This is a genomic window from Erwinia sp. HR93 (assembly GCF_034555055.1).
In the GTDB taxonomy this organism is placed as follows: Bacteria; Pseudomonadota; Gammaproteobacteria; order Enterobacterales; family Enterobacteriaceae; genus Apirhabdus; species Apirhabdus apintestini.
Genome location: NZ_JAXUDP010000001.1, coordinates 1108069 through 1129577 on the forward strand (window position 1 = coordinate 1108069; position 21509 = coordinate 1129577).

The 21509-nt window shown below is 54.4% G+C and carries 13 protein-coding genes; 5 read left to right on the forward strand and 8 right to left on the reverse strand.

The features are described from left to right. Window positions 1-18 precede the first annotated feature (18 nt). Together SFA31_RS05240 and SFA31_RS05245 are read left to right on the forward strand one after the other, a co-directional pair. A complete protein-coding gene (locus SFA31_RS05240; RefSeq protein ID WP_322837026.1) occupies window positions 19-1665 on the forward strand; it encodes a Na+/H+ antiporter in 1647 nt (548 codons plus the stop codon). 690 nt (window positions 1666-2355) lie between these two features. Beyond that, entirely contained in the window at window positions 2356-3009 is a 654-nt protein-coding gene (locus SFA31_RS05245; protein ID WP_322837027.1) for a type II CAAX endopeptidase family protein, read from the forward strand. 95 nt (window positions 3010-3104) lie between these two features. Here SFA31_RS05245 and SFA31_RS05250 read toward each other — a convergent pair whose 3' ends face one another. The 3 genes from SFA31_RS05250 to acs all read right to left on the reverse strand — a co-directional run bounded on the left by SFA31_RS05250 (window position 3105) and on the right by acs (window position 7229). Beyond that, window positions 3105-4754, reverse strand: a complete 1650-nt coding sequence (locus tag SFA31_RS05250; protein ID WP_322837028.1) for a cation acetate symporter — start codon at window positions 4752-4754, stop codon at window positions 3105-3107. Next, entirely contained in the window at window positions 4751-5074 is a 324-nt protein-coding gene (locus SFA31_RS05255; RefSeq protein ID WP_322839297.1) for a DUF485 domain-containing protein, read from the reverse strand. The genes SFA31_RS05250 and SFA31_RS05255 overlap by 4 nt, the downstream gene beginning before the upstream one ends. Before the next feature lie 196 nt (window positions 5075-5270). Continuing rightward, window positions 5271-7229, reverse strand: coding sequence for an acetate--CoA ligase (gene acs / locus SFA31_RS05260; RefSeq protein WP_322837029.1), 1959 nt, complete (start codon window positions 7227-7229; stop codon window positions 5271-5273). 417 nt (window positions 7230-7646) lie between these two features. Between acs and gltP the strand changes: the two genes are divergently transcribed. Further along, the gene (gene gltP / locus SFA31_RS05265) at window positions 7647-8960 is read left to right on the forward strand and encodes a glutamate/aspartate:proton symporter GltP (protein ID WP_322837030.1); all 1314 of its coding nucleotides are present in this window, start codon (window positions 7647-7649) and stop codon (window positions 8958-8960) included. A gap of 1062 nt (window positions 8961-10022) precedes the next feature. Here the strand turns inward: gltP and fdhF are convergent. Beyond that, window positions 10023-12170 (reverse strand): formate dehydrogenase subunit alpha, encoded by a 2148-nt coding sequence (gene fdhF, locus SFA31_RS05270; RefSeq protein WP_322837031.1) that lies wholly within the window; start codon window positions 12168-12170, stop codon window positions 10023-10025. A 280-nt stretch (window positions 12171-12450) separates the two neighbouring features. Between fdhF and SFA31_RS05275 the strand changes: the two genes are divergently transcribed. After that, entirely contained in the window at window positions 12451-13236 is a 786-nt protein-coding gene (locus SFA31_RS05275; protein WP_322837032.1) for a tyrosine-protein phosphatase, read from the forward strand. 45 nt (window positions 13237-13281) lie between these two features. On the opposite strand, the gene SFA31_RS05280 is transcribed toward SFA31_RS05275, so the two are convergent. The 4 genes from SFA31_RS05280 to ygfK all read right to left on the reverse strand — a co-directional run bounded on the left by SFA31_RS05280 (window position 13282) and on the right by ygfK (window position 20128). Then, entirely contained in the window at window positions 13282-13407 is a 126-nt protein-coding gene (locus SFA31_RS05280) for a hypothetical protein (protein ID WP_322837033.1), read from the reverse strand. A 1-nt stretch (window position 13408) separates the two neighbouring features. After that, window positions 13409-14875, reverse strand: coding sequence for a nucleobase:cation symporter-2 family protein (locus tag SFA31_RS05285; RefSeq protein ID WP_322837034.1), 1467 nt, complete (start codon window positions 14873-14875; stop codon window positions 13409-13411). Between the two features lie 823 nt (window positions 14876-15698). Then, window positions 15699-17024 (reverse strand): putative aminohydrolase SsnA, encoded by a 1326-nt coding sequence (gene ssnA, locus SFA31_RS05290; protein ID WP_322837035.1) that lies wholly within the window; start codon window positions 17022-17024, stop codon window positions 15699-15701. 2 nt (window positions 17025-17026) lie between these two features. Next, complete coding sequence (gene ygfK, locus SFA31_RS05295) at window positions 17027-20128, reverse strand: putative selenate reductase subunit YgfK (protein WP_322837036.1); 3102 nt, start codon at window positions 20126-20128, stop codon at window positions 17027-17029. A 473-nt stretch (window positions 20129-20601) separates the two neighbouring features. Here ygfK and SFA31_RS05300 point away from each other — a divergent pair, with 473 nt between their 5' ends. Next, window positions 20602-21453 carry an XdhC/CoxI family protein gene (locus tag SFA31_RS05300; RefSeq protein ID WP_322837037.1) on the forward strand — a complete coding sequence of 284 codons (852 nt, stop codon included), beginning with the start codon at window positions 20602-20604 and terminating at the stop codon, window positions 21451-21453. The last annotated feature ends 56 nt before the right edge of the window (window positions 21454-21509 follow it).

A 21509-nucleotide genomic window follows, 5' to 3' on the forward strand; every position in this document is an offset into this window, starting at 1 on the left:
TCTGCGACTAAGGAAAGCATGGAAAACTTTTTTACAATTCTAATTCTGACGCTGGTAGTGTCTCTTTCCGGCGTATTTACGCGCATTTTACCTTTTCAGGTGCCGCAGCCGCTGATGCAAATCGCCATGGGGGCGCTTTTAGCCTGGCCTCAATTCGGTTTGCACGTTGATTTTAATCCTGAGCTGTTTTTGGTCCTGTTTATTCCTCCCTTGCTGTTTGCCGACGGCTGGAAAACGCCAACGCGGGAATTTATCCACCATGGGCGAGAGATAATCGGGCTCGCGCTGGTGCTGGTGCTGATAACCGTGGCCGGTATTGGTTTCCTGATTTACTGGATGGTACCCGGCATTCCATTGATTCCCGCTTTTGCGCTGGCGGCAGTGCTCTCACCTACCGACGCCGTCGCGCTTTCCGGTATTGTCGGCGAAGGCCGCATTCCGAAGAAAATTATGGGCATCCTGCAGGGGGAAGCCCTGATGAATGATGCCTCTGGCCTGGTGTCGCTTAAGTTCGCCGTAGCAGTCGTTATGGGGACTATGGTTTTCACCGTTGGCGGCGCCACGCTAGAGTTCCTTAAAGTCGCCATTGGCGGCCTGCTGGCCGGTATCGCCGTGAGCTGGCTATACGGGCGATCGCTGCGTTTAATGAGCCGCTGGAGCGGCGATGAGCCGGCAACGCAAATCGTGCTGTTGTTCCTGTTACCTTTCGCTTCGTATTTGATTGCAGAACACATTGGCGTCTCAGGTATTTTGGCCGCGGTTGCCGCAGGGATGACCATCACCCGTTCCGGTGTGATGCGTACTGCACCACTGGCAATGCGTCTGCGCGCAAATAGCGTATGGGCGATGCTGGAATTTGTGTTTAACGGCATGGTATTCCTGATGCTGGGGCTTCAGCTTCCGGGGATTATGAAAATGTCGCTGGCGGCGGCTGAAGCCGATCCGAACGTTGAAACATGGATCCTGTGCATGGATATCGCGCTTATTTACTTTGCGCTCATCCTGGTACGCTTCCTCTGGCTGTGGTGCATGAAGCGCTTTAGCCTGCGCTTTTTGAAAAAGCGCCCCATGGAGTTTGGCTCATGGGGGATGCGTGAAATGCTTATCGCCTCTTTCGCTGGCGTACGCGGTGCGATTACGCTCGCCGGCGTGCTCTCCATACCTTTGCTGCTGCCGAATGGCGATATTTTCCCGGCGCGCTATGAACTGATTTTCCTCTCCGCTGGCGTGATCCTGTTTTCGCTGTTCGTCGGGGTTATCATGCTTCCCATCCTATTGCGCCACGTAGATACCACGGATAAATCGCAGGCCCATAAAGAGGAGCGATTAGCGCGTTCGGTAACGGCAGAGGTGGCGATTGTCGCTATCCAAAAAATGGAAGAGCGGCTGGCGGCCAACAGCGAAGAAAATATAGACGATCAGTTACTTAAAGAAGTTAGCGCCAGAGTTATTGGCAATTTGCGCAGGCGAATTAAGGGCGATAACGATGCGGACAGCCTTGAAATGGCAGAAAACCTGGAACGCCGTTTCCGTCTCACCGCGTTACGATCCGAACGCGCGGAACTGTATCATTTGCGCGCTACGCAGCAGATAAGTAACGAAACGCTGCAGAAAATGTTGCATGACCTTGATTTGCTTGAAGCGTTACTTATTGAAAAAGTGTAATGCATAGCGATGGCCCTCAAGCGTATTAAGCCCCGTCTTTGGCGGGGCTTTTTCACGGTCAACTCAACACCATGTCCGGTAGCCGCGAGCAGCGTCAGGCTTTGGCCTCGCCTGGGCTTTTGGGTTGTAATCTTCCGCAGTGCGTTCTTTTTTGCGTTTCTGTTACGCCGCTTTAATGCGCAGACAGCGCCCCTGCGATAGCGGCTGATTTTTACTCAGATCGCTGTCCACGGTTAGTCGCCCGGCTTTAGTGAAATTCTCAAAAAATCAATTCTTTATAGGGTGATGATAATAACTGGGTAAAATAGCGTCGGTTCCGCTTCGGCTAATTGTGGCAAAGAAGCAGGGGAAATGTAGTGGAGCTGGATCCAATGGTTTCTTTCAGAAAATGTTTTATTCACGCCGGCTTATAGTCTGGCATTCGGTAATACGCTTTCAAAGCGTTTTCCCACACATGAACCGTGGCTTATCGTGTTTTGGGGTCTTTACAGTAAGCCGGTATTTAAAGGCCTTTATTATTCATGGATGTTCGTATCCCGCTTGCTTTGTCTGCTTTCGTTATTCATATCGAAGGCGGACGTTGTGCTTGCTGTACGGCAAACGGTTGCAGGCCAGGAGACGGCGCGCCGTTGAAACAAGGAACGGTCTTCGGCGTGAAAACGCCCGTATTTTAATTTTGGCGCAATCATAATGACTCTTCTCGACCGCGTGATGCACGCGCTGTTCTGCTTTATGGCCTGGAGCCTGTGGTATTTGCTGAGCCTGTTGTTTTTCCTGTTTCCCGCAGCGGGCAGTTTATATCACGCCGGTATGGGAACTACGGTGGTTGAATTTCTGTTTTGGCTGCCCTTTTCCCTGCTGGCCTGGCGATATTATCAGTCGCTTTATGGGTTAATGCCGGCGGGGAAATTGCACCAACCGGCGCTATGGTATGGCGCCCTGGCGCTAATTGCCCTGACGGCTATCTACGTCTATTTCTCGAAAGGTGAAACGCAGTGGGTGGCGTCGCTAAAGAGTTACTCCCTCTGGGCCTGGTGGCTGTTTGTAGTCATCGGGTGTTTTATCGCGCCCGTGACGGAAGAGATAATCTTTCGCGGTTTTTTATATAACATGGGCGTTGGTTTTGGTCGCTATGGGGAATATGCCGCGATGCTGCTAAGCTCGCTGCTCTTTTCTCTGATGCACGTGCAATATCGCGAACCGGCAACGTTTTTGTGGCTGTTTATTTTCTCGATGATACTTTGCCAAATCCGGCGTTATTCCGGCGGTCTGATAACGCCGGTGCTACTGCATGCGCTCTCGAATATCGTCACTTTCACTGTACTTATCCTGTTTTATCGCTAATGACGCGTGACCGTCAGTGACATTTTTCCCGCAGGCCGTGAAGCGAACCGATGGATAGCGGTATGCCCTGAGGCATACCGCGCCTGATTTGAAAATCAGTGGGAGCGCCCGGTATCGATGCCCAGCCCGGTTTGAGAACGAATAAACTGCGCGCGGAACTGCGCGCGTTCGCTCGCCCCCTGCGGGCTGCCATCGGTGATAGAAAAAATCCAAATACCGATAAACGCCACCAGAATAGAAAACAGCGCTGGATATTCATAAGGGAAAACGGGCGCTGTATGCCCTAATATCTGTACCCAAATCGTCGGGCCGAGCACCATCAAGACCACGGCGGTGAGCAGCCCCAACCAGCCGCCAATAGTGGCACCGCGCGTAGTGAGTTTCGACCAGTACATCGACAGCAAAATAATCGGGAAATTACAGCTTGCCGCGATAGAGAACGCCAGCCCAACCATAAACGCAATATTTTGATTTTCGAAAAGAATACCTAGCAGGATGGCGACCACGCCAAGAATGAGCACGGTGATTTTAGACACCTTAAGCTCGGCCTGTTCGCTGGCGCCTTTACGAAATACATTGGCGTAGAGATCGTGCGATACGGCTGAGGCACCGGCGAGCGTCAATCCAGCCACCACTGCCAGGATAGTGGCGAAAGCCACGGCGGAAATAAAGCCCAGGAACAAATTGCCGCCGACGGCGTTGGCCAGATGCACCGCCGCCATATTACTGCCGCCGATGAGCGCGCCCGCGGCGTCTTTAAACGCCGGGTTAGCACCGACCAGCATAATGGCGCCGAAACCAATAATAAACGTCAGAATATAGAAGTAGCCCATAAAACCGGTGGCGTAAAACACGCTTTTTCGCGCTTCTTTCGCATCGCTAACGGTAAAGAAACGCATCAGGATATGCGGCAGCCCCGCGGTGCCAAACATCAGCCCCAGGCCAAGCGATAGCGCGGAAATCGGATCTTTTACCAGCCCGCCGGGACGCATAATGGCATCTCCGCCCGGGTGAACCGCCATCGCCTCTGAAAACAGCGTATTAAAATTAAACCCGACGTGGCGCATCACCATAAATGCCATAAATGAGGCGCCAAACAGTAACAGCACGGCTTTAACTATTTGCACCCAGGTTGTCGCCAGCATGCCGCCAAACAGCACGTACATCACCATTAAGACCCCGACCAGCACAACGGCAATATGATAATTAAGCCCGAATAGCAGTTCGATCAGTTTGCCGGCACCAACCATTTGCGCAATTAAATATAGCGCGACCACTACCAAAGAGCCGCAGGCGGAGAGCATACGAATTGGGCTTTGGCGCAGACGATACGAGGCGACATCTGCAAATGTGTAGCGTCCCAGGTTACGCAGCCTTTCCGCTATCAGGAAAAGAATAATGGGCCAGCCGACCAGAAAGCCGAGGGAATAGATCAGGCCATCATAGCCAGAGGTATAGACCAGCGCCGAGATCCCCAGAAATGACGCGGCGGACATGAAATCGCCCGAAATAGCCAGCCCGTTTTGCAGGCCGGTAATATTACCACCTGCCGTATAATAGTCGCTGCGCGAGCGGGTGCGCCGCGAAGCCCACCAGGTAATGCACAGCGTAAGGGCTACAAAAATAACGAACATAATAATCGCCTGCCAGTTGGTCGGCTGACGGGCGACCGGCCCGCTAAGCGCATCTGCCGCCAGCGCACTGCCCGGCAGCGCGAACAATGCCAAAAAATAGGGGGTTTTCATTGTAGGGTTTCCTCCCGCAGCACGGCTTTCGTCAGACGATCGAATTCGCCGTTTGCGCGATAGACATAGACGCCGGTGAGCATAAATGAGAATACGATGATCCCAATGCCGATGGGGATCCCGCGCGTAACGCTGGCGCCCGCGTAGAGCGGCGTACCCAGCCAGCCCGGCGCGAAGGCAATCAGTAAGATGAAGCCCACGTAAACCGCCAGCATGATGAGCGAAAGTGTACCGGCGAAACGCTGGCGTTTTTCAACCAGCTCCCTGAAATGCGCGCTTTGTTCAATATGGGCTAACCGGGTATTAATGTCATCATTCATCACAGCATCTCCAGAGGTTAAACACGACGTTTTATAGTTATCGTCGCGGGGCGGCGTATCGCAGCGCCACCCGGCGCCGGATCGTTTTCCGGCATTGGCCTGGAAAACGTTGCATCGACACATTACTGCGTGCGTTATCAATGAATCCTTTGGAAAGAGATGACACGGCGGAGTCCTCCCGCCGTGGGGGAAGGTGTCAGGAAGGCATGGCGATGCCCTGTTTTTCCTCCAACAGTTTCTCCACCACGCCGGGATCGGCGAGCGTAGACGTATCTCCGAAATTGCCGGTGTCGCCGGCAGCGATTTTGCGCAGAATACGCCGCATAATCTTACCGGAGCGGGTTTTCGGCAGTGAATCGGTCCAGTGCAGAATATCCGGCGTCGCGAGCGGGCCTATCTCTTTTCGCACCCAGCCGCGCACCTCGGCATACAGTTCTGAGGTGGGAATTTCGCCGTGGTTAAGCGTGACGTAGGCATAAATCGCCTGGCCTTTAATCGCGTGCGGAATACCAACCACGGCGGCCTCGGCGATTTTGGGATGCGATACCAGCGCCGATTCAATTTCCGCCGTACCGAGACGGTGGCCGGAGACATTAAGTACGTCGTCCACCCGCCCGGTTATCCAGTAATAGCCGTCCTCATCGCGCCGCGCGCCGTCGCCGCTGAAATAGTGGTTTTTAAACGTTGAAAAATAGGTTTGCTCAAAGCGGGCATGATCGCCGAACAGCGTGCGCGCTTGCCCGGGCCAGGAGTCGATAATCGTCAGATTGCCTTCGGTTGCACCTTCCAGAATATTGCCTTCGTTATCAACCAGCGCCGGCTGAACGCCAAAGAAGGGGCGCGTCGCCGAACCGGCCTTCAGTTCTGTGGCACCGGGCAGCGGCGTAATCATAAATCCGCCGGTTTCTGTCTGCCACCAGGTATCCATTACCGGGCATTTTTCATTGCCGATTTTGGACCAGAACCACTCCCAGGCCTCTGGGTTAATTGGCTCGCCGACGGAGCCTAAAATGCGTAAAGAGGTGCGCTGTGTTCCTTCAATCGCTTTATTTCCCTCGGCCATCAGCGCCCGGATTGCGGTGGGTGCGGTGTACAGAATATTTACCTGATGCTTATCGACGACCTGCGCCATACGATTCGGCTGCGGCCAGTTTGGCACGCCTTCGAACATCAGCGTCGTCGCACCGCAGGCCAGCGGTCCGTATAGTAAATAGCTATGCCCGGTTACCCAACCGACGTCGGCGGTGCACCAGTAAACCTCGCCGGGCTGGTAATCAAACACATATTTAAATGTGGTCGCCGCATAGACCAGATAGCCGCCGGTGGTGTGCAATACTCCTTTGGGTTTGCCGGTTGAACCCGAGGTGTACAGAATAAATAGCGGATCCTCGGCGTTAATTGGCGGAGCCTGATGTTCGACGCTGGCCTCGTCCATGAGCGTGGTCCACCAAAGATCGCGCCCTTCCTGCCAGTGAGTATTGCTGCCAGTGCGCTCCAGCACGATGACGCGTTCTACGCTGGTGACGTTAGGATTATTAAGCGCGTCGTCGACATTCTTTTTGAGTGGAATAGCGCGCCCGGCGCGGACGCCTTCATCGGCGGTAATGACCAGTCGCGCGCTGGAGTCGATAATACGTCCGGCGACGGCCTCCGGTGAGAAACCGCCGAAAATCACCGAATGGATCGCGCCGATACGAGCGCAGCCGAGCATGGCAATAGCGGCTTCTGGCACCATGGGCATATAAATAGCGACCACATCGCCTTTTTTAATCCCGAGCGCTTCCAGTACATTGGCGAAGCGGCACACTTCCGCATGTAACTCCCGGTAGGTCAGCGTTTTACTTTGGCTGGCGTCGTCGCCTTCCCAAATTATGGCAGGCTGTTCGCCCCGCACTGCTAAGTGTCGATCCAGACAGTTAGCGGCCAAATTGAGGCTGCCATCTTCATACCATTTGATTGAAATATTGCCAGGCGCAAATGAGGTGTTTTTTACCCGGGTGTAGGGCGTCATCCAGTCGAGAATTTGTCCCCGATCGCGCCAAAACTCGTCCGGATTGCAGACAGATTGCTGATAGAGATCCTGATACTGCTGGGGAGATATCAGACAGTGTGCCGCAATATTCGCAGGAATCGCATGTTTATGTATTTGGCTCATAGCATTATTACTCCTTGAAAGTGTTAATACTATGTCAAGTAAACGTTAAATAAAGGCGAGGGAAGGGTTTTGTTTATTTTTTGGGCGAGAGATCACGCATTCTAAATGGGTTAAAAAATAAACAAACAGAACCGTCTTGAGAAATAATTACGAATTATGATTATTTAAAAAATGGATATTTTAATTTGTTTAATAACAGTGGATTAAGTAAGTATAGCGCTAGAAATTTCCGGTTATCTCAGGAAATTATATGAATTGCATAGATTTTCAAGGGTTGCGCAAAAGGGCATGCAAATGGTACTGATTACAGGAGTAAAAAACACGACACCATAATAAACCGTGGCTATAGCCCTTCAGATTGCGGCGTTCATGCCCTTAAAAGCAGGAATCCCGCCCGTATTCAGGAAGTTTGTTGTTATGAAAAACTTTAAATTCAGCCTTGCCTGGCAGATATTGCTGGCATTGGTATTGGGTATTGTGCTGGGAAGCATCCTCCATTATCAACCTGATGCCCGCGTGTGGCTGGTAGAGAACCTTCTCTCGCCCGCCGGTGATATTTTTATCCACCTGATTAAAATGATTGTGGTACCTATTGTTATCTCTACGCTAGTGGTCGGTATTGCCGGCGTTGGGGATGCAAAGCAGCTAGGACGTATTGGTGTTAAAACGATAGTTTACTTCGAAATTATTACCACAATCGCTATTATTGTCGGTATTACGCTGGCCAATGTTCTGCAGCCGGGCCACGGCATTGACATGTCTCAACTGGCTACCGTCGATATCTCAAAATATGAACACACTACCCAAGAGGTTGCGAGCCATTCTCATGGACTGATGGGAACCCTGCTGTCGCTGGTGCCGACGAATATTTTCGCTTCGATGGCAAAAGGCGACATGCTGCCGGTTATTTTCTTCTCGGTGTTATTTGGTCTGGGGCTCTCTTCGCTGCCCGCCGCGCACCGCGAGCCGCTGGTCACAGTGTTTCGCAGCGTCTCGGAGACGATGTTTAAAGTCACCCACATGATCATGCGCTATGCCCCGATTGGGGTCTTCGCGCTAATCTCTGTAACCGTAGCGAACTTCGGTTTCGCTTCGCTCTGGCCTCTGGCGAAGCTCGTGATTCTGGTGCATTTTGCCATTCTGTTCTTTGCGCTGGTGGTGCTGGGGGCGGTGGCGCGTCTCTGCAATTTGCGCGTCTGGACACTAATTCGTATCCTGAAAGATGAGCTCATTCTCGCCTATTCGACCGCCAGTTCCGAAAGCGTTCTGCCACGTATTATTGAAAAGATGGAGGCTTACGGCGCGCCGTCCTCCATCACCAGCTTTGTAGTGCCGACCGGATATTCATTCAATCTGGACGGCTCAACGCTGTATCAGAGCATCGCCGCGATTTTCATCGCCCAGCTCTATGGGATTGAACTGTCGCTGGGGCAGGAAATTATCCTGGTACTGACGCTAATGGTGACTTCAAAAGGTATTGCCGGCGTGCCGGGCGTCTCTTTTGTGGTACTACTGGCGACGCTTGGCAGTGTGGGTATTCCGCTGGAAGGGCTGGCGTTTATTGCGGGCGTCGATCGTATTCTCGATATGGCGCGCACGGCGCTGAATGTGGTCGGTAATGCGCTGGCGGTGCTGGTGATAGCCAAATGGGAACACCAGTTTGATAAGAAAAAAGCGCGGGAATATGAGCGGGAAATATTGGGGCATTTTGACCAGGCGGCCCGAAGATAAGCGCGTCTACAGCCGCTGCGCATCGGCGGCTGTGTTACCGCCTTGAATTACCCATTATCTCGGAACAGGCGCATTTGGCGCCTCCTTCTTCAGTTACAGCCAGGTTTGGCAACCCGCTTCTGCCGCTAAGGGCAGCCTGCGGCGCTGTGGGAGAAGAGTAAAAACAGGAAGATGTAAAATTACATTTTCAGCCTGTTTTAGTCCGCCGGTGAATCGGCGCGGCAGTATCGTGTGCCCTGAAGCGTACAGGCGACAAACGCATATTTCGCCTGTATTTTAAGGCCGCGATAGTATCATGCGACATTGCCGCCTGACTTTATCCTACCGCTCAGCCTCAGCCAACGGCGCTCTCACGCAGCCGGTCTTTCAACGCCGTATATTCACGCTGAGCGTACCGTTCTGCCTCCTGCCTAGCGGCGATAGCCTCAGCCAACGGCGCTCTCACGCAGCCGGTCTTTCAACGCCGTATATTCGCGCTGAACGTACCGTTCTGCCTGCCGCCGAGCGGCGATAGCCTCAGCCAACGGCGCTCTCACGCAGCCGGCCTTTCAACGCCGTATATTCGCGCTGAACGTACCGTTCTGCCTCCTGCCGAGCGGCGATAGCCTCAGCCAACGGCGCTCTCACGCAGCCGGTCTTTCAACGCCGTATATTCGCGCTGAACGTACCGTTCTGCCTCCTGCCGAGCGGCGATAGCCTCAGCCAACGGCGCTCTCACGCAGCCGGTCTTTCAACGCCGTATATTCACGCTGAGCGTACCGTTCTGCCTGCCGCCGAGCGGCGATAGCCTCAGCCAACGGCGCTCTCACGCAGCCGGTCTTTCAACGCCGTATATTCACGCTGAACGTACCGTTCTGCCTGCCGCCGAGCGGCGATAGCCTCAGCCAACGGCGCTCGCACGCAGCCGGCCTTTCAACGCCGTATATTCACGCTGAACGTACCGTTCTGCCTCCTGCCGAGCGGCGATAGCCTCAGCCAACGGCGCTCTCACGCAGCCGGTCTTTCAACGCCGTATATTCGCGCTGAGCGTACCGTTCTGCCTCCTGCCGAGCGGCGATAGCCTCAGCCAACGGCGCTCTCACGCAGCCGGTCTTTCAACGCCGTATATTCACGCTGAACGTACCGTTCTGCCTCCTGCTGATCGGCGATAGCCTCAACCCGCACTGCGCTATATTTATACTCTGGCGTTTTGGTTATCGGGCTAAGATTCTCACTGACCAGCTCGTTACAGGCGCCAATCCACCACTGATATGTCATATACACGGCGCCTTTATTTGGGCGATCGCTTACCTGAGCGCGTGCGATAACGCGCCCTTTACGTGAGACTACCCACACCAGCGCTTCGTTTACGATCCCAGTGCGTGCGGCATCGTCAGTATGCATTTGCACATAGCCCGGCTCATCCGCCAGCGCGGTGAGCGCCGCGCAGTTACCGGTCATTGAACGGCAACTGTAGTGGCCTACCTCGCGCACGGTAGACAGCACTAAGGGATAGTCGTCGCTGAGTTTATCCAGCGGCGCAACCCAGTCGCAGGTAAAGAATTGCCCCAGGCCATTTGGCCTGTCAAAACGCCCGTTATACAGCCAGGAGGTGCCTTGATCTTTGGGATCTTCGCTATAGCAGGGCCACTGAATGTAACCCATTTCGCCGATTTTTTCGTAAGTCGCGCCGTAGAAAGCAGGGCACAGATGGCGCATCTCATCCCAAATCTCCTGCGTGCAGTTATAGTGCATGGGATAGCCCATGCGAGTGGCGATTTCGCTGATGATTTGCCAGTCCGTTTTTAAGTCCCACTGCGGCTCCACGGCTTTAAAGAAGCGCTGGAAACCGCGATCGGCGGCGGTGTATACGCCTTCATGCTCGCCCCAACTGGTCGCGGGCAGAATAACGTCCGCTACTGAAGCCGTTTTGGTCATGAAGATATCCTGAACCACCAGTAGCGAAAGATCGCTCATCGCCTGCCGGACGGCGGCAAGCTCCGCGTCGGTTTGCAGCGGATCTTCACCCATGATATAGGCGGCATGGATTTCGCCATGGGCAACCCGATGCGGCAATTCGCTGATCCGATAACCGGCTTTTTCCGGGAGGGATTCCACGCCCCAGGCGCGGGCGAATTTCTCCCTGTTCTCGGGGACTGAAACGCTTTGATAGCCGGGATAAGTGTCCGGCAGCGCACCCATATCGCATGCGCCCTGCACGTTGTTCTGCCCGCGCACCGGGTTTACGCCAACGTGGGCTTTGCCTAAATTGCCGGTTAGCAGCGCCAGGCTGGTTAATGAGCGAACGGTTTCCACGCCCTGATAAAACTGCGTAACGCCCATGCCCCAAAGGATAGTGGCCGTTTTTGCACTGGCATATAGGCGCGCCGCTTCGCGGATTTGTGCGGCGGGCACGCCGGTTATCGCCTCGACGGATTCCGGGGTATAGCCAGCGACGATCTTCTGATATTCCTCAAAGCCTTCGGTGCGCGCCGTAATAAACCCGGTATCATGCAGGCCTTCTTCAAGAATGACGTGTCCCATGGCGTTAAGCAGGGCGATATTGCTGCCGTTTTTCAACTGCAAATGTACATCGGCGATGCGCGCTGTCTCAATGCGCCTCGGATCGCACACAATAATTTTGGCACCGTTTTGCTTCGCCTGAATGACGTGATTGGCAACAATAGGATGCGAATCCGCCGGGTTATAACCAAAAATCAGCAGTAAATCAGTGCCGTCAATTTCCGTAATAGCATTGCTCATTGCGCCGTTACCGACCGACTGGTGCAGACCTGCAACCGAGGGGCCGTGTCAGACGCGCGCGCAGCAATCTACATTATTCGTTCCCAGCACCGCCCGCGCGAACTTCTGCATTAAATAGTTCACTTCGTTGCCTGGGCCGCGCGACGAACCGGTGGTCATAATCGCATCCGGCCCGTACTGCTCACGGATGGCGCGAAATTTGTCGGCGACAAAATCTAACGCCTCTTCCCAGCTTACGGAAACCAGCTTGCCGCCGCGCTGGCGGCGAATCATTGGCGTCTTCAGGCGCGGCGTTAGGATCTGCGTATCGTTAAGAAAATCCCAGCCGTAATAGCCTTTCAGGCACAGCGTATTTTGATTATTTTTACCCGGGGCCGCCTGTGCGCCGACTACGCGATTGTCCTCAACCAGCAGGTTGAGCTTGCAGCCAGAGGCACAGTACGGGCAAACAGTAATGACTTTTTCCATTATTTCTCGCTCCATGTTGGTGCGGCAATAGCAATGGCTAATGCAGAATTTGTGCCATGCAAATGGTCTTATAATTGGGCATCATAGCAAACTGCCTGTGCGAAACGCTTGAGCTACGCCGCAGTGCTTGAGATTACCTGAAGCCGTGATTTGCCGCGTGAGTGCGATCTGGTCCCGGATAAATATGATTTATTATCATTGAGGTATGGTGTTTTCGGCTCCGTGGGTTAAATGGTATACGCAGCAACATTCACATAATTAATGAAGGAACGGTAACGATATGGATGAATTAATTACGCCTCGCCCTCTGACCCTGGAAGGCGTTAATAATGTGCGCGATATGGGAGGCTATCCTGTTGCTGGCGGGCATCTTCGGAGTGGTAAATTACTGCGCGGAGAAGATTTGTACGCGATTACGCCTGAAGGAGTGAACGTGCTGGCGCAAATCCCGGTGACGAAAGTGGTTGATTTACGTACGCGCGCTGAAGTAGACGAGCGCCCGGATTACAGCCCGGAAGGGGCGCCAATTGTGCACCTGGACGTACTGCGTAATGTATTAAAAGAACATAGCGCCAGCCCGAAAGAGATGGTAGCGCGCCTGCAGGGGCACAGCCCGGCGCAAATATTACAGGACATCTATCTGGACTTCGTGCAGGAAAGCGGATGCCTTGACGCCTGGCGCGGATTTTTTCAGGCGCTGTTGACGCTGGAACAGGGTGCGCTCTATTTTCACTGCTCGGCTGGAAAAGATCGTACCGGATTCGCTGCCGCGCTGGTGCTAATGGCTCTGGGTGCCGATCGCGAGGTGATTATGGCGGATTATTTGTTGAGTAACCGCTACCGCGAGGCGATTAATCAACGCCTTCTGGCCCAGTTCAGCGCGCTGGCGCCTGAAAAGAAACCCGAGGATATTTTGACGCTGCTTGAGGTGCAGGAAAGCTATTTGCGCGCATCCTTCCAGGCGCTTGATAAACTTTATGGCAACAGCGACGCATTTTTACAGCAGGCACTCGGCATCGGCCCGGACGAACGCGCGCAGCTACGCGCGCTGTTAGTCGTCTCCTGACGCTCAGGCAGGCCGCCGCTGCGGCAGCCTGCCTAAAGCTCGGTTTTAGCCGAAGAGAAGCCACTGAAAGCGGCTTTCCAGCCCAAAGGCAATTGCCTCCGAGATAGCGGGAATGGAGATGACGCCGAGCAGCCCGCAGGCGGTGAAAATACGCAGCAATAGTATACTCATGTTATCCGGCCTTCTTTTCTGATTCCTGTAACTTCCGTAGCAGCAACCACATACGCATGGTGCGAACCGCAACGCGCCGCGCGGCGGTGCTGGAAGGCTGTGGATCGGGGGCGGGGGCTTCTGGCGCAGGCGCTTTTGCCGGGTGTACCACGCCGTTGAGCGCCAGGTTGGCGACAATAGCGGTAACGGTACCGACGGTAATCCCACTGTGTAAAAAAAGCTGCATCATTTTTGGCAACTGATTAAATAACCCCGGGACCAGTACCGGCATCAGGCCCAACCCAATGGTAAGAGCGACGACCATACCGTTATTGTTATTGCGATAATTCACCTGTCCCAGCGTGCGGATGCCAGAAACGGCCACCATCCCAAACATCACCACCCCCGCGCCGCCGAGTACCGGTTTAGGGATCATTACCACCAGCGCGGCCATTTTGGCGAATACGCCCATCAAAATGAGAATACCGCCGGAGACCGCGACCACGAACCGACTGCGCACGCCGGTCAGCCCGATCAGACCGACGTTTTGGGCAAAGGCGGAGTAGGGGAATAGATTAAAGAAACCACCGATGGACGTCGCCAGGCCGCAGGCGGTCAATCCATTGCGTAACATCGTCGGATTGGCTTTTTTCCCCGCAATATCGCCGGTTGCCATCATGGAAGAAAGGGTTTCCACCATGACCACAATCATGACTAACGAGAGCAGCAGAATGGGTAACAAATGAAACTCAGGCGTGGCAAAACGCATCAACCGCGGATAGTTAAGCCACGGCGTTTCACTGACTTGATGAAAATCCAGCGGGTTAAAGAACCCCCACAAAGCCGTGCCGATAATAAGGCCAATAAGTACGGCGACATTTTTAATCATCCCGGAAGCAAAGGTGTAGATATTCAGAATAATGAATAGTGTCAGCGCCGCCATGATAAGCGCCATCCAGCTACCAAACCCATGCATATCGGAGCTGCCGCCGCCTATCCAGCCGCCCGCGACGGGCATAATAGACAGCCCGATTAGCGTGACAATCGACCCCATAACCACTTTTGGAAACAGATGAACGACCTTACACACCCACGGGGCACACACCAGTGCGACCAGCCCGGCGATGATTACGGCACCGGAAATCCCACCCAGCCCGTATTCTTTACCGATAAGCACCATAGGAACCAGCGCGGCGAAAGTGCAGCCCTGTACCAGCGGAAGCCGGCAGCCGATCCATTTTCCCAACCCTAGCGCCTGTACGATGGTGGCGCATCCGCACACGAATAAATCCGTACTTATCAGTAAAATAATATGTTCAACTGGCAGGTTAACGGCGGTACCGACCACCAGAGGCACCGCAACGGCCCCCGCGTACATCACCAGTACGTGCTGGAGACCGTAGAGGATCATTTGTCCTGCAGGCAGGATTTCGTCGACCGGATTGGTAGCCGGTCTGGCGTGAGACTGGCCGGGTACAGACTCTTTCATGTGATATCTCTCCTGTACGGCCCGGCGGATAACGGTGACGCCGGGCTACGATTCGAAGGCGGTAGCCTCCCTCTCGATACGCCCTCTTCCAGTGAAGGGTCGTAATGCCTGAAAGCGAAGAGATAATGCTCAAGGGGTGCCAAAATGTGGTGAGCGAAGCAGTTAAGGCAGGGAAATGTGAAAAACATCACGTAATCACTCATTGTCTGGTCTGACACGCTTTTTTTCACCGCCGCCAGCGAGGGAAATTCTCATTTTTGATTCTCAGAATGAGAAAATAAAAACATATTGATTATTAATGCATTTCTTTGATAAAAAAGCGGTGCGCAGGGAGTCGAAACTCGTATGATACTTGGTGTGAAGCGGCTTTTTGGCAAAGCACCAACGGCAGGTAAGAGCGTAATAAGTAATGATTTCTAATTGAAACGCTCTGGCGTAGCAATAATTGATAAGATGAATATCACGACGATACCCGGGTCGGTGCTTTTGCCGCGGGGGGAGCCCTGAGATCCACATAATACATTGCTATCCTGCGAGACATTGCCTGTCAGCCAGCAAGCGATTAAGCCAAACCAGATATGGCGGCTCACATTCTGAGAGTTCCCGCGCTAGGGAAAGCTATCCCTGCTGTGCGATTGCCCTACGCCAATTGCATCAGCCACCCTTCCAGGAAGTTAACAATAATGACCGGCGGGGAAAGAAGCCGCCGCGAGACGTCGTGGAATGAAATACGCGAGTTATAGCTTAAAAGAAAGCGGGGGGAGCCTGCGCCCTCCCGCTTTGCTATCACAGGCCCGATGTATATCCACCGGGGCGTGAAAGATTATAGTGCGGCCATTCGATGCCACATTTTTTCTGCAGCGCGGCGGGCTTCTTCGTAAAGGTGAGCCGTTTCTCTGCCGAATTCACGGTCTTCATACACCATTTTCCCGGCGATCATCACGCTGTGTACTGCGCTACTGTTGATGCCAAACGTAAAGTGGCCGGCCAGATTTTCGGCGCACAGCGGCGTTGGGGCGCTGTAATCACAAATGGTCAAATCTGCGGTATAGCCCGCCTCCAGGCGCCCGAAGCGCTGATTAAAATTGCGCTCAAGCAATTGGTTACCGTTTGCCAGCATCCCCAAAAATGCGTCTGGCCCTAGCGGCCCGCCCGCATCGCGGTGCTTAAACCAGGCGAATTTTAGCTCTTCAAACATATCGGAGCCGATACCGTCAGTACCCAGCGCGGCGTGCTGCAGCGCCGGTAAATGCGGATTGTAGCCCACGCCGTTATTCATATTTGAGCGCGCGTTATGGACTAAAAACGCACCGCGCTTGTTCAACAGATCCACATCGCTTTGGGAAAGCCACAGGCCGTGCGCTATCAGGGTTTTTTCATTAAGCAGCCCATATTCGTCGAGCCGCGCCAGCGGCTCCTGCGCATACCGGTCGCGGCTGCGTGACACATCGTAGCTGTCTTCCGCAACGTGGATGTGTAGCCCGCGCCCGGTTTTCTGAATCGCCTCGGCCAGCAGTTTTAGGCCGGGGTTAGAGACGGTGAATGGCGCATGTGCGCCGATGTGCGCCTCCACCAGATATTGCTCCGGTGAACGCGCTTTTTCATTATCAATCAGCTCAGCAAAGCGGATATTCTCCGCTACGCCGGCCTCCAGCTCGGCCTGTCCTTGATTGCGATCGGTGGTTTCAAAACAGGTCATACCGCGCAGCCCGGCGTTGAGAAACGCCTCGCGCAGTAGCGCCAGCGAATTCTCAATAAACGTGGGCGAGGCATGATGATCGATAACCGCGCTGCAGCCGCTGCGAATGGCCTCCAGTGCACAAATCAGACCGCTGTAATAAAGTGACTCTTCATCCAGCGCCCGATCCAGCCGCCACCATAGGTTTTTCAGCGTGGAAATAAAATCCGGACAGGGCGGGATGGGCGCCATGACGCCGCGCGAAAGCCCGGAGTAGAAATGGTTGTGTGCGCATACCATTCCTGGCATCACCAGTTTTTCCTGCATATCTTTGACGGTGGCCTGCGGATATTCTCTGGCCAGATCGCGGCCAGTGGCGACGATAGTCGCACCGTCAATCACAATATCCAGCCGGGTTCTAACCTGAGCGGGGCTCAGCTCTACGGCAGTACAGTTTTTCAGCAGTAGCATAATTATTCCTCCACCGCACCCAGCAGCCAGCCATAGTGCTGACGGGTGTAATTAATAATGAGGTTCATTTCTGCCAACTCCTCCGGAAGCCCGGTGATGTTGCCTGATTTATCGAGAGGGAAGCGCCATGTGTGGCCGTTATGGCGCAGGCGAATCGTATTGCCCTGCAGCAAGAAGCCTGGGTTGCTGCTGTGTTCAAAGTCGCTTTCCATACTAAATACCGTAATTTTGTCTTTATACGGTTTCCCCTGCCACGGACAGAATTGCGCGCAGTTGCCGCATTCGTTGCACAGCGCATCGAGGTGCAGGATCTGCTGGCGGCTCCTGAAGCCGGGGACAGGAACGGCAATGTTGGCGCGGTTCGGGCAGACATCGACGCATTTGCTGCACACATAGTTACAGGACAGGCAGCGCTCCGCCTCCTGGCGAGCAAAGGCATCCGGCGCTTCCGGGCTAATCTGATGAATAGCAATCGTGCCTTTCCGGGTATATACCTCCAGCGGGTCGGTATTAAGCGGGCGTTCGCGCACGGCGGATGACGGAATATTTTCACGCGTCAGAATGGTGTCGCAGGCTTTGCGGGCGCCGCCGATAGCCCCGACGATAGATGCCGGACCGCTTTGCACATCCCCAATCAGGAACACGTTTGGGATAGCCGTTTCCAACGTTTGTGGATTGACCGTCGGGCGCTTATCTGCGGCGCAGGGCAGCCCCATGGCCTGTAGCACGGCGTCGTCAGGGTTTTCACCGGTGGCGGTAATCAGCGCGTCAAAATGCACTTCGTGCGTTTCGTCGGTAGCAACCGGGCGGCAGCGTCCGCTGGCGTCGGCGGCACCAAGTTGCATAACGCGCAGGGTTAGCGTGCCGTCCCTATCGTAGCGCTCAGGGTTCACCAGCGTCATAAACTGCACGCCGTCGTGCTCGGCTTCGGCTATTTCTTCTGGCCAGGCAGGCATTGCGGCTCGGTCACGCCGATAAATCAGCGTCACGCTATTAACTTCAGGCAGGCGTAGCGCCGCCCGGGCGCAGTCCATCGCCGTATTGCCCGCGCCCATTACGGCGATATCGCCGCGCAGCGCGGGGGCTGGGGTCTGGTTAAAGGCGCGCAGAAAATCAAACGAGCGCCAGACGTTGGGGTTGTCGCCTTCGAGGGCCGGCGAGTTGGTTTTCCCGGCGCCAATGCCGATGCACACATACTGGAAGCCCTGCTGCTTCAGGGTATCGATAGTTAAATCCGGCGGGCAGTTGTATTCAAACTTCACGCCGTGATCGGCAATAAAGTCGATATCCTGTTGTACCAGTTCGGCGGGAATACGAAAACGCGGCACAATGTTGCGGACTACGCCGCCCGCGTCGGCTTCGCGTTCAAATACCGTTACCGGATGACCGGCGCGCGCCAGAAAATAGCCGGTGGCCAGGCCTGCGGGGCCGGCGCCGATAACGGCAACGGGATGGCGACTACCGGAACCGGCCGGGCGGTGCCAGCGGCGGCGATACTCTTCCCAGCCTTTTTCACGCGCAATTTTTTTGATCTCACGAATATTCAGCGCGTTGTCATAGTCGAGACGCGTACAGTTGTACTGACACTGGTGATCGCAAATATGCCCGGTAATTGACGGTAACGCGTTGCGCTCGTATATCAGCGACAGAGCGTTGGCGTAGCGCCCGGCGCCCGCCAGGCGCAGATACTCCGGGATGTCCTGATGGATAGCGCAGGCGGTGACACAGGGCGCGACGTAACAATCAGTGAGCGGCAGCGCCTCGCCGGTGTCGATTTCTTCTTTACTTTTCCATGATTTTTGCGCCCAGTCGGCGCTGCGCGCGCGCTCGGCAAGCGCGTTTAACGCCTCTACGTCAATGCGCGTCCGCCCCCAGCCCGCTGAGTCATCAAGCAGGCGGGCGCATTTGGCCATCCGCAAATAACCGCCAGGCTTGAGCAGGTCGGTCGCCATGGTAATCGGCTGAATGCCGGTAGCGAAAATATCGGCGATATTAAACTGGCTGGCTCCGCCGGAATAGGAGATAGGAAGCAGGCCATCAAAGCGCTGAGACAGCATGGCAGCGACATTAATGGAAAGCGGGAACAGCGCTCGCCCGGACATATACATTTCATCGCCGGGCAGTTTGCCTTTATGGTTGCGTGTCCCCAGCGTGTTGGTGAGCTTCACGCCAAACAGCAACCCTTTCTGCTTCCCGATTGCCATTAATCGCTCCAGCATATCAAAGGCTTTTTCTTGCTGCAGATCGTGCTCGAAAGAGGCCTCATCAAGGGCGATATAATCAAAACCGTTGCCATCGAGGATATCCCGCACCTGCTGGTAGCCGAGCAGCGTAGGGTTCAGCTTCACGTAGGTGTGAATGCCTTTTTCTTCCAACATATAGCGGCAAATGGATTCAATCTCATTCGGCGGGCAGCCGTGCATGGTGGAAAGCGTGACGCTGCGTACCATATGCGGCGAGATGCTTTCCGGCAGCGCCTGCAGGCGACCGGGGTTGGCTTTCGCCAGCAACTGCCAGTGTCCCTGGCTAATAAACTGCGTTAACTCCTGGCGATAGCGGGTGAATTTTTCGTTTTTACCCGCGTCCAGGGTTTCGTCGATAAACTTCTGCATCGGCGGCTGAGTAATGCCTTTTAGATCGTATCCGACGCTCATATTGAAAATAAAGGAGCGCTGGTGCTGCGCGTTCCGTGGTGAGAGGATGGCTTCCAGCAGCCAGAGCGCCATCCATGCCTTCAGATATTCATCCCAGGCTTTTTCCAGCGTGAGTTCCGTGGACCATTCCGTGTTAAACGCTTCATCGCTGGCGTCGATACAGGGTTTTTCCAGTTCCAGCCTATCGAGGATTTGCACGGTTTTAAGTTCGATAAAGCTACCGCCGGTGAGCCAGGCCACGATAATGTTCGGCGCCAATTGCGTATGCGGCCCGGCGGCAGGGCCGACCGGCGTATCACACGTTTCGCCGAACAGCGTAAGCTGGCGTTCGGGATTGCGTTGATAAAACTCGCTCTCAGGGATGCCAAAAATCGAACGATTTTCTTCATATTCAGCGCAAATACGCGTTAACAGCTCGCTGAAGGGGATCGGACGCATAATATCGGCCATAGACATTGCTCCTTGCTTCATTTTTTTTGAGTTGTGGCGGTCACCGTCGCGGCTCGGAATGCGGTTGAGCGCTGAATGACCGGAAGGCGTGATACAAAGCAACATCTGAGCCAGTGAGAAAAAGCCCGCGGATTTTCTGTCCGTTAGCGTGATTGATTTCTCACTCTTTAATAAAAATGCAGAAAAGTCTCTCTCGGGTTATCGCAAAAGCGTCAGGGTGAGAATTTCGCGCGGCTGCAGGCTATCAAAATGAGAATGCGCCGTTATCACTGGTCGCTTTCGCGGCCGCTATTCACGAGAGTTTCCGAAAAGATCAGCGGGTTAATTACAGCTTTAATGAGAGAGGCCTAGGTTATCCCGCCTGGCGCACAGTATGAATAAATGGCTCTCCGGGCCGGTTTTCTACCTCGCAAAGCGGCATAAGACTTGCTTAGAAAATGCAGCATCCTGAACATCTGGAGAAGGACACTGTCATGAATATCTTTTCGCTTATGGCTCACCTTGAGGCAGAGAATCGCAGTTTTGCGCTACTGCAAATTGTTGAAAGCCGTGGTTCAACGCCGCGTCATTCTGCCTGCATGCTGGTTATGGAAGACGGCACTACGGAAGGCACTATCGGCGGCGGGATGTTGGAGCGGTTAGCCATTGAGCGCGCGCAAGAAGCGTTAATTGAAGGTGCCTCCTGCCTGTTTTACGGCAAGCTGGCGCGACAGGGAGAAAACGCGGTCGGTTCAGACTGCGGCGGCGCGGTAACGGTACATATCGCCGTCTATCCCCGGCGGCCTGCGCTTTTCCTACTGGGCGGCGGGCACGTTAATCGCGAAGTGGCGCGTATGGCAGCAATGCTTGATTTTAAAGTGACCGTTGCCGATACCTGGCCGGCGAACCTGACCCATCCAGAACTCCCTGCCGACTGTCATCGCGTCGGTGGCGACAGTTATGCGCAAATTATTCCGCAACTGGGGCTGGATAGTTATAGCTACGTAGTGATAGCGACTAACCACGAAGACAAAGAGGCGCTTATCGAATTAATTGGCTATCCGGTACGCTATTTAGGGCTACTGGCCAGCCGACGCAAAGCGCATCACTTTCGTAATTTGCTGCGCAAAGAATATGGCATGTCGGAAGATGACATTATGCGCCTGCACGCGCCATTAGGGCTGGATATCGGCGCGGAGACGCCGGCGGAAATAGCGGTGAGTATTCTGGGTGAAATTACCCAGCTTCATCGCGGCGGGGGAGCGCGTTTGAATGCGCGCGGCGAGCAGGAGGAGTCAGGCGCGTTAACGGCGGTACCAAATCCGCGGGTTGAGGCTGCCAGCTAACCGCCATTTCTGCATGCTTGACGCCTGCAGTGCGCCTCACGCCGCGCCGGTTTGCC

What these genes read in the sequence shown, in the direction of transcription:
- SFA31_RS05255 (WP_322839297.1), bottom strand. Translation starts at nt 5,074, where the DNA reads ATGAATGATGACATTAATACCCGGTTAGCCCATATTGAACAAAGCGCG.
- gltP (WP_322837030.1), top strand. Translation starts at nt 7,647, where the DNA reads ATGAAAAACTTTAAATTCAGCCTTGCCTGGCAGATATTGCTGGCATTG.
- SFA31_RS05300 (WP_322837037.1), top strand. Translation starts at nt 20,602, where the DNA reads ATGAATATCTTTTCGCTTATGGCTCACCTTGAGGCAGAGAATCGCAGT.
- ygfK (WP_322837036.1), bottom strand. Translation starts at nt 20,128, where the DNA reads ATGGCCGATATTATGCGTCCGATCCCCTTCAGCGAGCTGTTAACGCGT.
- ssnA (WP_322837035.1), bottom strand. Translation starts at nt 17,024, where the DNA reads ATGCTACTGCTGAAAAACTGTACTGCCGTAGAGCTGAGCCCCGCTCAG.
- SFA31_RS05275 (WP_322837032.1), top strand. Translation starts at nt 12,451, where the DNA reads ATGGATGAATTAATTACGCCTCGCCCTCTGACCCTGGAAGGCGTTAAT.
- SFA31_RS05285 (WP_322837034.1), bottom strand. Translation starts at nt 14,875, where the DNA reads ATGAAAGAGTCTGTACCCGGCCAGTCTCACGCCAGACCGGCTACCAAT.
- SFA31_RS05250 (WP_322837028.1), bottom strand. Translation starts at nt 4,754, where the DNA reads ATGAAAACCCCCTATTTTTTGGCATTGTTCGCGCTGCCGGGCAGTGCG.
- acs (WP_322837029.1), bottom strand. Translation starts at nt 7,229, where the DNA reads ATGAGCCAAATACATAAACATGCGATTCCTGCGAATATTGCGGCACAC.
- SFA31_RS05245 (WP_322837027.1), top strand. Translation starts at nt 2,356, where the DNA reads ATGACTCTTCTCGACCGCGTGATGCACGCGCTGTTCTGCTTTATGGCC.
- SFA31_RS05280 (WP_322837033.1), bottom strand. Translation starts at nt 13,407, where the DNA reads ATGAGTATACTATTGCTGCGTATTTTCACCGCCTGCGGGCTGCTCGGC.
- SFA31_RS05240 (WP_322837026.1), top strand. Translation starts at nt 19, where the DNA reads ATGGAAAACTTTTTTACAATTCTAATTCTGACGCTGGTAGTGTCTCTT.